13 protein-coding genes are annotated in these 13,738 nt (G+C 71.0%); 8 read left to right on the top strand and 5 right to left on the bottom strand.

Going from position 1 to position 13,738, the window contains the following annotated elements; translation table 11 throughout:
• Positions 1-34: 34 nt before the first annotated feature.
• Positions 35-1,105 (bottom strand): DNA polymerase ligase N-terminal domain-containing protein, encoded by a 1,071-nt coding sequence (locus BLW76_RS23075; RefSeq protein ID WP_091310812.1) that lies wholly within the window; start codon positions 1,103-1,105, stop codon positions 35-37.
• Positions 1,106-1,151: 46 nt separating this feature from the next.
• A complete protein-coding gene (gene mmuM, locus BLW76_RS23080) occupies positions 1,152-2,057 on the bottom strand; it encodes a homocysteine S-methyltransferase (RefSeq protein WP_244170276.1) in 906 nt (301 codons plus the stop codon).
• Between the two features lie 100 nt (positions 2,058-2,157).
• On the opposite strand from mmuM, the gene BLW76_RS23085 reads away from it, so the two are divergent.
• Positions 2,158-3,498: an amino acid permease gene (locus BLW76_RS23085; RefSeq protein ID WP_091310815.1), complete on the top strand. Its 1,341-nt coding sequence runs from the start codon at positions 2,158-2,160 to the stop codon at positions 3,496-3,498.
• A gap of 63 nt (positions 3,499-3,561) precedes the next feature.
• On the opposite strand, the gene BLW76_RS23090 is transcribed toward BLW76_RS23085, so the two are convergent.
• Genes BLW76_RS23090 through BLW76_RS23100 form a run of 3 tightly spaced genes read right to left on the bottom strand, consistent with a single transcriptional unit; the run spans position 3,562 to position 7,960 of the window.
• Complete coding sequence (locus BLW76_RS23090) at positions 3,562-5,571, bottom strand: ABC transporter ATP-binding protein (protein WP_091310818.1); 2,010 nt, start codon at positions 5,569-5,571, stop codon at positions 3,562-3,564.
• A complete protein-coding gene (locus BLW76_RS23095; RefSeq protein ID WP_091310821.1) occupies positions 5,568-7,301 on the bottom strand; it encodes an ABC transporter ATP-binding protein in 1,734 nt (577 codons plus the stop codon). Before BLW76_RS23095 ends, BLW76_RS23090 begins: the two co-directional genes overlap by 4 nt.
• Positions 7,295-7,960 (bottom strand): TetR/AcrR family transcriptional regulator, encoded by a 666-nt coding sequence (locus tag BLW76_RS23100; protein ID WP_091310824.1) that lies wholly within the window; start codon positions 7,958-7,960, stop codon positions 7,295-7,297. The genes BLW76_RS23095 and BLW76_RS23100 overlap by 7 nt, the downstream gene beginning before the upstream one ends.
• Before the next feature lie 508 nt (positions 7,961-8,468).
• Here BLW76_RS23100 and BLW76_RS23105 point away from each other — a divergent pair.
• The 7 genes from BLW76_RS23105 (at position 8,469) to BLW76_RS23135 (ending at position 13,690) form a co-directional block, all read left to right on the top strand.
• Complete coding sequence (locus BLW76_RS23105; protein WP_091310827.1) at positions 8,469-9,725, top strand: sensor histidine kinase; 1,257 nt, start codon at positions 8,469-8,471, stop codon at positions 9,723-9,725.
• Positions 9,722-10,159 carry a roadblock/LC7 domain-containing protein gene (locus BLW76_RS23110; RefSeq protein ID WP_091310830.1) on the top strand — a complete coding sequence of 146 codons (438 nt, stop codon included), beginning with the start codon at positions 9,722-9,724 and terminating at the stop codon, positions 10,157-10,159. The genes BLW76_RS23105 and BLW76_RS23110 overlap by 4 nt, the downstream gene beginning before the upstream one ends.
• A 23-nt stretch (positions 10,160-10,182) precedes the next feature.
• The gene (locus BLW76_RS23115; RefSeq protein WP_208613358.1) at positions 10,183-10,557 is read left to right on the top strand and encodes a DUF742 domain-containing protein; all 375 of its coding nucleotides are present in this window, start codon (positions 10,183-10,185) and stop codon (positions 10,555-10,557) included.
• Complete coding sequence (locus tag BLW76_RS23120) at positions 10,532-11,158, top strand: GTP-binding protein (protein WP_091310833.1); 627 nt, start codon at positions 10,532-10,534, stop codon at positions 11,156-11,158. Before BLW76_RS23115 ends, BLW76_RS23120 begins: the two co-directional genes overlap by 26 nt.
• A gap of 17 nt (positions 11,159-11,175) precedes the next feature.
• On the top strand, positions 11,176-12,402 hold the full coding sequence (locus tag BLW76_RS23125) for a styrene monooxygenase/indole monooxygenase family protein (protein WP_091310835.1): 1,227 nt from the start codon (positions 11,176-11,178) through the stop codon (positions 12,400-12,402).
• 76 nt (positions 12,403-12,478) lie between these two features.
• Positions 12,479-13,369 carry a non-homologous end joining protein Ku gene (gene ku / locus BLW76_RS23130; protein WP_091310837.1) on the top strand — a complete coding sequence of 297 codons (891 nt, stop codon included), beginning with the start codon at positions 12,479-12,481 and terminating at the stop codon, positions 13,367-13,369.
• 111 nt (positions 13,370-13,480) lie between these two features.
• Positions 13,481-13,690: a hypothetical protein gene (locus BLW76_RS23135; protein WP_091310839.1), complete on the top strand. Its 210-nt coding sequence runs from the start codon at positions 13,481-13,483 to the stop codon at positions 13,688-13,690.
• Positions 13,691-13,738: the final 48 nt, after the last annotated feature.

Below are 13,738 nucleotides of genomic sequence, written 5' to 3' on the forward strand. Positions count from 1 at the left end.
GACGGCCTCCCCGGTTCCGGCCGGGGAGGCCGTTTCACGTCCGGATCCGGAGCCAGTCGCCGTCGGCCTTGCCCGGGCGGTACTCGCTGTCCGCGCGCTTCGCGTAGATCCCGCCGAGGCCGTGCTCCCGCGCCGCGGCGAGCACGGCCTCGCCGCCGCCGTGGAAGTAGCGCGGCACCTGCCAGTTGCCGCCGGAGAGGCCGAGGTCGGCCAGCATGTCCCGGCGTTCGAGGTAGGGCAGGTCCAGCGTCGACCGGCCTTCGTAGTGGAGCAGGTCGTAGGCGAAGAAGAACGCCGGGCAGTGCTTGGCCAGCCGCTTGGCGTCGGTGCCGTCGGCGCGGCCGCGCCGGACGAGCCCCGCGGGATCCGGGCGCCCGTCGCAGACCACGACCATCTCGCCGTCGAGCAGGACCTCCGTCGAGCCCAGGGTTTCGCCGAGCTTGTGCAGCTCCGGCCAGCGTCCGATGACGTCGGCGCCGGTGTCGTCGTGCGCCGCGATGCGGCCGCCGGAGACGCACAGCATCGTGCGGGCGCCGCCCCAGTCGAACTCGTAGGCCCAGTCGGCGTCGTCGGCGGGCAGTTCGCCGTCGACCGCGGCCATCGGCTCGAGGAACTCGGGGGAGTCCTCGTGCCCGGGCTCGGCCGGGTCGAGGCGGCGCAGCGTCCAGTCGCCTTCGTCCTCGGGGTTGTGCCGGTTGAGGAAGAGGTACTTGCCGTTCGCCTTGCCGCCGTGGAAGACGATCTCGACCTTGTGGTTGTTCCAGTGCAGGGTTTCGTAGCGGCCGGTGTCCCAGATCGCCATCCACCCGCCGCCGTACTCGCCGGCCGGGATCTCGCCCTCGAAGTCGAGGTACTCCATGGGGTGGTCTTCGGTGTGCACCGCCAGTCGCGTGACGCCGGGGGAGAGCGGCAGGCCCTTCGGCACCGCCCACGAGACCAGCACGCCGTCGCGCTCCAGCCGGAAGTCCCAGTGCAGCCGGGTGGCGTGGTGCTCCTGGATGACGAACAGGTCGTCGTTGCCGGGTTGCGGCGGGCCTTCCGGCCACGGCTCGGGGGTGCGGGAGCGACGCCGCTTGCGCCGGTACTCGTCGAGTCTGTCGGCCATGGGCGCCCCAGTACCCCTTTCGCTCGAAGAACTTCCAGGGTACCGGTCACGGCGTCGCGACGGTGGCGGCCAGTCCGGCGATCCCGGCCGGGCCGACGCGGCAGCAACCCCCGATCAGCCGGGCGCCGGCGGCGACCCAGCTCCGGACCTCCGCCGGGGCCCAGCTCGCCCGGCCGGTCCACCGGCGGGCGGCGGCGTCCCACACCTCGCCGCTGTTGGGGTAGGCGACCACCGGTTTGCCGGTGGCCGCCGCGGCGAGCGCGGCGGCGGCCGGGACGTCTTCCGGTGCGCTGCAGTTGACCCCGGTGGCGATCACCTGCGGGACCCCGGCGGCGAGCGCGAAGGCCTCGCCGAGCGGCTGGCCGGCCCGGGTCGAGGTCCCGGCCACGGTGTAGGACAGCCACAGCGGGAGGTCCAGCTCCGCGGCGAGCCCGACGAGGACTTCGGCCTCCTCGACGTCCGGGATCGTTTCGACGGCGAACAGGTCCGGCCCGGCCTCGGCGAGCACCTCCAGCCGCGGCCGGTGGAACTCGCGCAGCCGCGACGCGCTCAGGCCGTACCGGCCCCGGTACTCCGAACCGTCGGCCAGCGACGCGCCGTACGGCCCGACCGAGGCGGCGATCCACAGTGGACGCTCCGGGCCCGCGTACCGGTCCCGGGCCGTCCGCGCGAGGGAAACGCTGCGGCGCAACAGGTTCGCGGTCTCCCCGGCCGGGATGCCGTGGCGGGCGAAGCCGGGGAAACTGGCCTGGTAGCTCGCGGTGAGGACGACGCTCGCCCCGGCCGTGAAGTAGGCGAGGTGCGCGTCGGCGACGGCCTCGGGATCGTCGCGCAGGAGGCGCGCGGTCCACAGCTCGTCGGACAGGTCGTGCCCGGCGGCCTCCAGCTGGTTGGACAGCCCGCCGTCGATGACGACCGGGCCACGGGACAACGCGGTTTCGAGAGACGGCACGCGTCGAATGTAGTACTCCCACTCCGTGGGAGCCGGGGTTCCCGCCTCGTAGGATCCCGCTGAACGTCCACAAGGGACGTCCCAGTCCGGAAGAGTGAGCATGACGTCGAACACCCCCGCCGAACCACCCGCGAAACGCCGGTTCGGCCTGCTGACCGCTGTGTGCCTCGTCACCGGCAACATCATCGGCGGCGGGGTGTTCCTGCTGCCCGCGACGGTGGCGCCGTACGGCACGGTGAGCATCGTCGCGCTGGCCGTGCTCACCGTGGGCGCGGTGGCGCTGGCGGTGCTCTTCGGCAGGCTCGCCGCCCGGACGCCGGTCACCGGCGGGCTCTACGTCTACCCGCGCGAGGCGTTCGGGGATTTCGCCGGGTTCGTGTCGGTCTGGTCGTACTGGACGATGACGTGGGCCAGCAACGCGGCACTGGCGGTCGCGGCCGTGGGGTACCTGCAGGTCCTGCTGCCGGTGCCCGGGGGCGCCGGCTGGCAGGCGCTCCTCGCGCTGGCCGCGTTGTGGCTGCCCGCGCTCACGAACTTCGCCGGGCTCAAGTACGTCGCCGCCGCCCAGATCGTCTCGACGGTCCTGAAGTTCCTGCCCCTGGCGGTCGTCGCCCTCGTCGGGCCGTTCTTCGTCCACGCGGGCAACTTCGGCCCGTTCGACGCGACGGGCCAGGGGGTGGTGCCGTCGATGTCGGCGGCCGCGGCGATCCTGCTGTACTCCTACCTCGGGGTCGAGTCGGCGGCGGTCAGCGCCGGCGAGGTGCGCAACCCGAAGCGCACCGTCATCCGGGCGGGCGTGCTGGGCACGGTCGCCTCCGCGGTGGTCTACCTGCTGGGCACCTTCGCCGTGTTCGGCCTGGTGCCCCACACCGCGCTGGCCGGGTCGTCGGCGCCGTTCTCCGACGCGCTCAACGCGATGTTCGGCGGCACCGCCGGCGGGGTGGTGATGGCGGTCGCCGCGGTGCTGTCGATCGTCGGCGCGCTCAACGGCTGGATCCTGATGAGCGCCCAGATGCCCTACGCCGCCGCCGTCGACGGGCTCTTCCCGCGGGTGTTCACCCGGACGCGCCGGGGCGTGCCCTGGGCCGGCGCGCTGATCGGCGTCGTCCTGGCCTCCGTGCTGATCCTCTTCAACTACCTCGGCGGGACCGGGCAGGTCTTCCGGGTCCTCGTGCTCATCACGAGCTTCACCGCAGCGGTGCCGTACCTGCTTTCGGCGGCCGCCCAGCTCCACTGGCTGGCGCGCGGAGACCGCGAGAAGGTCCGCGGCGGGCGCCTGGCCCTGGACGTCACCGTGGCGGGGGTCTCGTTCGCCGTGTCGCTGTGGCTGATCGCCGGCGCCGGCTACGCCGCTGTCTACCAGGGCACGCTGTTCCTGGCCGCGGGGCTGCTCGTGCACGTCTGGCTCTCGGCCCGGCGGCGCGTCCCTGCTACGTCATGAACGACTCTTTCCTGACGTTGGACGTCAGGAAAGAGTCGTTCATGACATCCGGGAGCGCTCGGGTCAGTCCGTCTCCGCCATCGCCTCGGCGAACTGGGCCGCGTACAGCCGCGCGTACGCACCCCCGCTGTGCAGCAGCGTTTCGTGGTCGCCCTGCTCGACGATGCGGCCGTGTTCCATCACCAGGATCACGTCCGCGTCGCGGATCGTCGACAGGCGGTGCGCGATGACGAAGCTCGTGCGGCCGCTGCGCAGCGAGTTCATCGCCCGCTGGATGAGCACCTCGGTGCGGGTGTCGACCGAGCTGGTCGCCTCGTCGAGGATGAGGATGACCGGCTTGGCCAGGAACGCCCGCGCCACGGTGATCAGCTGCTTCTCACCCGCGCTGACCGTGCCGCCCTCGTCGTCGAGCACCGTTTCGTACCCGTCCGGCAGGGTGCGCACGAAGCGGTCGACGTGCGTCGCCTTCGCCGCTTCGACGATCTCCTCGCGGCTCGGGTCGTCGGCGCCGTAGGCGATGTTCTCCGCGATCGTGCCGCCGAACAGCCAGGCGTCCTGCAGCACCATCCCGGTCTGGTCGCGCAGCTCTTCGCGGTTCATCTTCGCGATGTCGACGCCGTCGAGGGTGATCCGCCCGCCGTCGAGCTCGTAGAACCGCATGAGCAGGTTGACCAGCGTCGTCTTCCCCGCACCGGTCGGGCCGACGATCGCCACCGTCTGCCCGGGCTCGACGGTCAGCGAGAGGTCGTCGATCAGCGGCTTGTCCGGCAGGTAGCGGAACGAGACGTCCTGGAACTCCACGCGTCCCCGGACCACCGCCGGCCGCTCCGGCGAAGCCGGCTCCGGTGCCTGCTCCTCGGCGTCGAGCAGCGCGAACACCCGCTCGGCCGAGGCGACGCCGGACTGCAGCAGGTTCGCCATGCTGGCGATCTGCGTCACCGGCTGGCTGAACTGGCGCGAGTACTGGATGAACGCCTGCACCTCGCCGAGCGTGAGGTTGCCCGACGCGACGCGCAGCGCGCCGATCACCGCCACCAGCACGTAGCTGAGGTTGCCGATGAACATCATCGCCGGCTGGATCATCCCGGAGATGAACTGCGCCCGGAAGCTCGCCTGGTACAGCGTCTCGTTCTGCTTGTCGAAGATCGCCGCGGACTCCTCGCGGCGGCCGAACACCTTCACCAGCGAGTGCCCGGTGTACATCTCCTCGACGTGGGCGTTGAGCTTCCCGGTCGTCGACCACTGCTTGATGAAGTTCGGCTGCGCCCGCTTCCCGATCTTCGCGGCCAGGATCGCCGACGCCGGCACGGTCAGCAGCACGATCACCGCCAGCAGCGGCGAGATCAGGAACATCATGATCAGCACGCCGACCACCGTCAGCAGCGACGAGACGATCTGCGAGAGCGTCTGCTGCAGCGACTGCGCCAGGTTGTCGATGTCGTTGGTGACGCGGGAAAGCACCTCGCCGCGCGGCTGGCGGTCGAAGTACTTCAGGGGCAGCCGCGCGAACTTGTCCTCGACCTCCTGGCGCAGCCGGTACACCGCCTGCTGCACCAGGTTCGTCGTCAGCCGGGCCTGGATGAGCCCGAAGAACGACGAGACGACGAACAGCGCCAGCACGATCAGCAGGATCCGGCCGACCGCGTCGAAGTCGATGCCGACGCCGGGCACCAGGTCGACCCGGCTGTAGATGTCGGCGAGCGTGCTGTCGCCGCGGGCCCGCAGGCCGGCGACGATCTGCTCCTTGGTGACCCCCGGCGGCACCTGCTTGCCGAGCACGCCGGCCAGGATGAGGTCGGTGGCGTGGCCGAGGATCTTCGGCCCGATGACGGTCAGCGTGACGCTGGCCGCGCCGAGCACCAGCACGCCGATCAGGGCGGCCCGCTGCGGTCTCAGCAGCTGCAGCAGCCGCTTGAGGGACCCCTTGAAGTCGAGGGCCTTCTCCGGCGGCGCGCCGCCCGCCATCCACCGGCCGGGCCCGCTGGTGGCGTTCCCGGTGTTCTTCTGCCGCTCGGCGGTCGGCCGTTCCCCGGCTTCGGTGACGGCGGCCTTGGCGGATTCCGTGGTGCTCACGCCGCCTCCTGTTCGGTCAGCTGGGACAGCACGATCTCCCGGTAGGTCTCGTTGCCGTCGAAGAGTTCGTGGTGGGTTCCGGTGCCGACGACGCGGCCCTCGTCGAGGACGATGATCCGGTCGGCGCCCCGGATCGTGCTGACCCGCTGCGCGACGATGACCACCGTCGCGTCCTTCGTCTCCGCCACCAGCGCGCGGCGCAGGGCCGCGTCGGTCGCGTAGTCGAGCGCCGAGAACGAGTCGTCGAACAGGTAGATCTCCGGCTTGTGCACCAGCATCCGGGCGATCGCGAGCCGTTGCCGCTGGCCGCCCGAGACGTTGGTGCCGCCCTGGGCGATCGGGGCGTTCAGGCCTTCGGGCATCGCCTCGACGAACTCCTTGCCCTGCGCCACTTCCAGCGCGTGCCAGAGTTCTTCGTCGGTCGCGTCCGGGTTGCCGTAGCGGAGGTTGCTCGCCACCGTGCCGGCGAACAGGTACGGCTTCTGCGGCACCAGCCCGACCGCGCGGGCGAGCACGTCCGGATCGAGGTCGCGCACGTCGACGCCGTCGACCTGCACCGTGCCGGCGGTGGCGTCCATCAGCCGGGGGATCAGGTTGAGCAGCGTGGTCTTGCCGGTGCCGGTCGACCCGATCACGGCGGTGGTCTCACCCGGCCGCCCGATCAGCGAGATGTCGCACAGCACCGGCTTCTCCGCGCCGGGGTACCGGAATTCGACGCCGGAGAGCTCCAGGTGCCCGTGCACCGCGCCGGGCCGGATCGGCGACACCGGCGGGCGGACGCTCGACTCGGTGTCCAGCACCTCGCTGATCCGCTCGGCGCTGACCTCCGCGCGCGGCACCATCATGAACATGAACGTGGCCATCATGACGGCCATCAGGATCTGCAGCAGGTAGGACAGGAACGCCGTCATGGCGCCGATCTGCATGCTGCCGGAGTCGATGCGCTGCCCGCCGAACCACAGCACGGCGACGCTGGAGGCGTTCATCACCAGCATGACGATCGGGAACATCAGCGCCATCAGCCGCCCGACCCGCAGGGAGACGGTGAGCAGCTCGTCGTTGGCGACGTCGAAGCGCGCTCGTTCGCGGGAGTCGCGGACGAACGCCCGGATGACCCGGATGCCCATGATCTGCTCGCGCAGGATCTGGTTGATCCGGTCGATGCGCTCCTGCATCAGCCGGAACGCGGGGCGCATCTTCGCGATGATCGTGCCGACGGCGACGGCCAGCACCGGCACGATGACCAGCAGCAGCGACGACAGCGGCACGTCGAGGTTGAGCGCCAGGATGATCCCGCCGACGCACATGATCGGCGCGGACACCATCAGTGTCAGCGTCATCAGCACCAGCATCTGGACCTGCTGGACGTCGTTGGTGGTGCGGGTGATCAGCGACGGCGTGCCGAACTGGCCGACCTCGCGGGCGGAGAAGTCCTGCACGCGGTGGAAGACGCCGGCCCGGATGTCCCGGCCGATCGCCATCGCGGTGCGGGCGCCGAAGTACACCGCGCCGACCGAGCCGGCGATCTGGGCCAGCGTGACGGCGAGCATCACCGCGCCGACCCGCAGGATGTAGCCCATGTCGCCCTTGATCAGGCCGTCGTCGACGATGTCGGCGTTCAGCGTCGGCAGGTAGAGCATGGCGACCGTCTGCACCAGCTGGAGCGCGACGATCACCCACAAGGTGCCCCGGTACGGGCGCAGGTGACTGCGCAGGAGCTTGACTAGCACAACGATTCCCCCAGAGGAGTGGTGGTGGTGTTCGGTTCGGGGTTCGCGGCCGCGCCGATCAGGGTCGGCATCCCGGCGGCCAGCTCGTCCAGCAGCCGCTCCAGGGTCGGCAGGAGCGGTTCGCCTTCGGTGAACCAGTTGACGAAGGCGACGCGGACGGCACTTTCCACCGAGGAGGCCATCAACCGGCACAACAGGTGGTCCACACCACCCACCCGCTTCGCGATCGTTTCGGCGAGGACCCGCTCGACCGCCGCGTGGGCGTTCAGGAACTCGCCACGCAGCATGAGCTGGCCCATCAGCTCCCGGATACGCGCAACATACGCGCGATCCGGCTCGCCATCACGTGAATATTGCTCCAGCACCGCCTGCTTGACCGACTCCCAGAGCGGCTCGCCCGCCGGCCGGGCGAGCAGGGCCTCCCGCATCCCCTCGTGCCGGTCGACGACGACCGAGCAGACGGCCTGTTCCTTGCTGGAGAAGTAGTTGTTGAACGTCCGCGGGGAGACCCCCACCTCGGTGGCGATGTCCTCCACCCGCACGTTCTCCAAGCCCCGTTCCAGCGTCAGCCGCAGCGCGGCTTGCGCGAGCGCGCGGCGGGCCTCGCGCTTCTTCCGCTCGCGCAGGGTCAGCTGCTTCGGTGGTTCTTCCGGCGGCATGTGCAGAGTGTAGCGAAAAAGTTGCGTGGCCCGCAAAAATTTGCGTGGCACGCAAAGTTGGGACGAATCGGGCGCAGCGGGGACTGGCCGGGGAGGGTCACCCGGAGTGAGCTGCGACGACGGCCGCCGTGCGGTGGTCTGGGTGAAGCCTGCCGGTTCGGCCGCGTTCGCTCAGAGCCGACCGGTCGCGGTTGTTCCCGCTCGCGCAGGCCCTGGCCGGGTCGTGGGAACTCGGCGCACGGCGTCTCGATGGTCGGCGCGGATCGCGACCGAACCATTCGGCCGTGTGCGCTCTGTTGCGGGGCGCAATTTGCAAAATTGAACCGAATGGCCTAATCCACTGCGCTCACCAGCAGCGACGCAGCGAATTCGCGATCACGCACCGCGATCGTCCGGAGACCGCGTGTGGACATCCCACGAACCTTTCTGCTTGCATGTCCCGCATCGCCGCCGGGGGGCGGCGCAGCACGGTTGTTTTCGAATCCGATCAAGGAAGAAGTGGGACCACATGGCGAGCCGGGCCCGGGAACTCCTGGATCGATCACGCGTCCTGCTGGACCGCTCGCGCGTCGCCGCCGGGCAGTTTCTCACCGCGCCGCCGAAGCACCCCGGTCACGTGCCCGCGGCCGGGCCGGCGTTCGTCGAACTGACGCGGCCGGAGCCGGTGGCGGCCCCGGCCGACGAAGGCGTGCTCGCCGAGATCTGTGCCAGCGTTGCCCTGCGTGACCTCAACCTGCTCGACCAGCTGCTCGCCCGGCTCGAAGAACTGGAGGCGGGGGAGGAGGACCACCGCCGCCTCGCCGAGCTCTACCAGCTCGACCACCTCGCGACGCGGCTGCGGCGCAACGCCGAGAACCTGCGCGTGCTCGCCGGGCAGGACACCGCCGACGACGCCGCCCGTGCCACTTCGGTGCTCGACCTGATGCGCGCGGCGATGTCGTCGATCAACCACTACGCCCGGATCACCATCGGCCGCGTGGTCAACCTCGGCGTGGTCGGCTTCGCCGCCGAAGACCTGGGCCGGGTGCTGGCGGAGCTGTTCGACAACGCCGCCAACCAGTCGTCGCCGAGTTCGCCCGTGCACGTCAGTGCGCACCTGACCGAGCAGGGCAGCGTGCTCGTCCGGATCGAGGACGAGGGCATCGGCATCCCCGCCGACCGCATCGGGGACCTCAACGCGCGCCTGGCCGCGGGCGGCGACCTCGACGACGCCTCGGCGCGGCACATGGGGCTCGCTGTCGTCGCGCGGCTGGCCGCCCGGCACGGCGTCACCGTGCGGCTCGACCGGCGCAGCCCGCACGGCACGGTCGCCACCGTGCTGCTGCCCACCGGCGTCGTCACCGAACTTGCCGAGAACGCCTGGTCGGGCACCAGGACCGTCACGGCCGAACCGGTCACGACCGAGGCCGGCCCCGAGCCGGCCACGGTCGGCGGGCTGCCGCGCCGCCGCGCGGGCGCCTTCTCCCGGGCGACGCCCGAGCCGCTGGCGCCGCGCAAGCCCACCCCGCGGCCCCGTCCGGTCGCCGAGGGGACCGTCGGCGGCACCACGGCGAACGGCCTGCCGCGCCGCGTGCCCGGCAGCATCCGCGCGGCCGCGCCGGAACCACCGCCACCGCCGCCTTCGGAGTCCGACACCGCCCCCGACACCGCCGCCGGGCACGAACGGCTGCTGGCCGACCTCGGTGCGTTCGCCGACGGCGAGCAGGCCGCGCTCGCCGAGCACCGCACCCGCCAGGACGAGACGCCCGGAGGAACCGCCTCGTGAGCGCCCCGCACTCGGCCACGGCGAACTTCGCGTGGCTGCTCGACGACTTCGTGCACAAGGTCCACGGCGTCAGCCACGCGCTGATCATGAGCGTGGACGGCTTCCCGCTGACCGCCTCGGATTCGGTCGGCGAGGCCGAGGCCGAACAGCTCGCCGCGATCGCCAGCGGCCTGCTGTCGCTGGCCGGCAACAGCGCGGCCCTGTTCGGGAAGGGCGCCTGCGAGCAGATCATCATCCGGCTCACCCACGGCTACTTCCTGTTCATGGGCATCGGGTCCGGTGCCGGGCTCGCGGTGCTGACCTCGGGCGACGCGGACATGAAGGTGGTCGCCTACGAGATGACCCAGTTCATCACCAACGCCGGTCACGCGCTCACCCCCGAGGTGCGCGCCGAACTGCGCCAGGTGCTGACCGCGCGCCGTCCTCGGGGTTGATCGAAGTGCCCGACAAGGATGTGATGCCCGTGTCCGAAAAGGACACCGCACTGCCGCGGCGCAGCCGCCGGATCCGGGCGTACGCGCTCACCGGCGGCCGCACCGGCACGCGCCACCAGCTGCTGGTGGAGACGCTGATCTCGGTGCCGCGGTACGACCCCGCGCTCAGCGACACGCTGATGCCCGAGTCGCGCTCGCTCTACGAACGCGCCCGGGTGCGGTGCTCGGTCGCCGAGCTGTCGGTCGGGCTGGACCTGCCGCTGGGCGTCGTGCGGGTGCTGCTCGGCGACCTCGCCACCCAGGGCGCGGTGTTCGTCCACCCCACCGCGCACGCCTACCACCACGACACCAACGTGCTCGAGAGGATCCTTGATGGGCTCAAGCGGCTCCCCGCCTGAGGGCGATCTGCTGACGATCTCCGCGAAGATCGTCGTCGCCGGGGGCTTCGGTGTCGGCAAGACCACGTTCGTCGGCGCGGTGTCGGAAGTGCCGCCGATGAGCAACGAGGCGTGGATGACGGAGGCGGGCGAGGGGATCGACGAGATCCCGCCCGGCGGCAAGTCGACCACGACCGTCGCGATGGACTTCGGCCGGATCACCCTGCGCCCGGACCTGCTGCTGTACCTGTTCGGCACGCCGGGGCAGGCGCGGTTCTGGTTCCTCTGGGACGACCTGAGCCGCGGCGCGCTCGGCGCGGTCGTGCTGGTCGACACCAGCCGGATCGACGAGTCGTTCGCGGCGATCAACTACTTCGAGAACGACTCCGAGCTGCCGTTCGTCGTGGCGGTCAACCAGTTCGAGGGCAAGCCGGTGCACGACCTCGACGAGGTGCGCGACGCGCTGGCCCTCGACCCGGCCGTCCCGCTGGTGACCTGCGACGCCCGGGACCGCGCGTCGACGATCGCCACCCTGACCGAGCTGGTCGCCCACACGCTGTCGCTGGCGGTGCTGTCCGGTCCGGCGGGCCGGCAGCTCGCCGGCACCGCCCCGCACGCCTGAGAAGGAGAACGAGCTCCATGCGCAAGGTCCTGGTCGTGGGCGCCGGGCAGTCCGGTCTGCAGCTGGCTCTCGGGCTGCAGGCGAAGGGCTACGACGTGACCGTGATGTCCGCGCGGACGCCGGAGGAGATCCGGACCGGGCGGGTGATGTCGACGCAGTGCATGTTCCACGACGCGCTGCAGCACGAGCGCGACCTCGGGATCAACCTGTGGGAGGCGGAGACGGTCGATGTCGAGGGCCTCGGCATCTCGGTGGCCGCGCCGGACGGCGGCCGCGCGCTCGACTGGTTCGCCGAGCTCGACCACCCCGCCCAGTCGGTCGACCAGCGGGTGAAGATGGCCGGCTGGCTGGAGCTGTTCGAGGACCGCGGCGGCAAGCTCGTCATCCACGGTGTGATGACGTCCGAACTGGACGCCCTCGCCCGGCTCTACGACCTGGTGGTCATCTCGGCGGGCAAGGGCGAGCTGGTCCAGCTGTTCGACCGGGTGCCCGAGCGGTCCCCGTTCACGCAGCCGATGCGGGCGCTGTCGCTGGTCTACGCGCACGGCGTGGGCCGCCGGCCGGAGCACCCGGAGAAGGTGGGGGTGCGGTTCAACATCGTCCCCGGCGTCGGCGAGCTGTTCATGATCCCGGCGTACACGCTGAGCGGGAACTGCGACATCCTCTTCTTCGAAGGGGTGCCCGGCGGGCCGCTGGACTGCTTCGCCGACCGCCCGGGCCCCGACGAGCACTTCCGGCGCGTGCTGGACCTGATGCGGCAGTTCGTGCCGTGGGAGTACGAGCGCTGCCGCGAAGCCGAGCTGACCGACGGCAAGGCGACCCTGGCGGGCGGGTACACGCCGGTGGTCCGCCACCCGGTCGGCACCCTGCCGGGCGGGGCGATCGTGCTGGGCATGGCCGACGTCGTGGTGGCCAACGACCCGATCACCGGGCAGGGCTCGAACAACGCGAGCCACTGCGCGGCCACCTATCTCGACGCGATCGTGGCCCACGGCGACCGTCCGTTCGACGCCGCGTGGATGGCGGCGACGTTCGAGCGCTACTGGGAGTACGCCCGGCACGTGACCGAATGGACGAACGCCCTGCTCCTGCCGCCGCCTCCGCACGTGCTCGAGATCCTCGGGGTGGCCGGGCAGAACCCGGCGGTGGCCCGGCGGTTCGTGAACGGGTTCATGGACCCGTCCGACTTCCAGCACTGGTTCATGGATCCCGCACTTTGGAAGAAGTACCTGGCAGAGGTGTAGATCGCCCTGTCGCGGAGGGACGATTCGGGCTACGGTGGTCACGTAGCGTGAAGGCGGAACCCCGGAGGTGCTTGGCATGCGGGCGATGTGGAAGGGCTCGGTGTCCTTCGGTCTGGTCAGCATCCCGATCCAGATGTACGCGGCCACCGAGAACAAGAACGTCTCGCTCCGGCAGGTGCACGAGGCCGACGGCGGCCGCATCCAGTACAAGCGGTTCTGCACGATCGACGGCCAGGAAGTGCCGTACGCCGAGATCGCCAAGGGCTACGAGCTGCCCGACGGCGAGATGGTGGTGATCACCGACGCGGAGATGGCCGAGCTGCCGCTGTCCACCCAGCGCACGATCGACGTGCTGGAGTTCGTGCCGCTGGAGTCGATCGACCCCATCCAGTACGACCGGACCTACTACCTGGAGCCGCAGAAGAACGCGGTGAAGCCGTACGTCGTCCTGCGGGACGCGCTGCACAAGTCGAGCCAGGTCGCGATCGCCAAGGTCGCGGTGCGGCAGCGGGAGAGCATGGCGGTGCTGCGGGTGCACGCCGACGTGCTGGTGATGACGACGATGCTGTGGCCGGACGAGGTCCGCGAGCCCGACTTCCCGTTCCTGCGCGACGACCCGCCGCAGATCCGGCCGCAGGAGCTCACCATGGCCGGGTCGCTGATCGACTCGCTGGCCGAGCCGGTGTTCGAGCCGGAGAAGTACCACGACCACTACCGCGAAGCCCTCGAGCAGATGATCGAGGCCAAGGTGGCGGGCGACGAGACCACCAAGCCCGCGGCGGTCACCGCCAAGTCCGACGTCGTCGACCTGATGGCCGCCCTGCAGGCCAGTGTGGACGCCGCGAAGAAGTCGCGGCAGGCCGCCGCGACGCCGGCCGCGTCTTCGGGCGCCGACGAGTCCGATGAGGACGTCAAACCGGCGAAGAAGAAGCCGGCCGCCCGCAAGCGGGCGCCGAAGTCCGCCTGACCCCGCCCGGACGGGTGGTTGTGGCGACACGCCGTGCCCCTGCCGGTTCCGGCGGCGCCCCGGTTCTACCTTGGGGGGACGTCGTCCACGAGCGCGGAAAGGCGGCCGGTCATGGAGTGTGCGTCCTGTGACGCGGGGATCGACCACTGCCACGGCACGCTGGTGGTGCACCCGGAAGGCGGATTCGCCGAGTGCACCGATCCGGCCTGCGCGGACGGCGACCGCGTCCGCCACGGGCTGATCGTCGACTGCCGGGGAGTCGGCGGCGGGTGCGGCTGTGCCGTCGCGCCGCGCAAGCCCTTGCTGCGCCAGGTTTCCTGAGCCTCCCGCCAGGATGCGTGCGGGCCTCCCTGGCGGGTTTTCCGCTCG

The organism is Amycolatopsis tolypomycina (assembly GCF_900105945.1).
GTDB classification, from domain to species: domain Bacteria; phylum Actinomycetota; class Actinomycetes; order Mycobacteriales; family Pseudonocardiaceae; genus Amycolatopsis; species Amycolatopsis tolypomycina.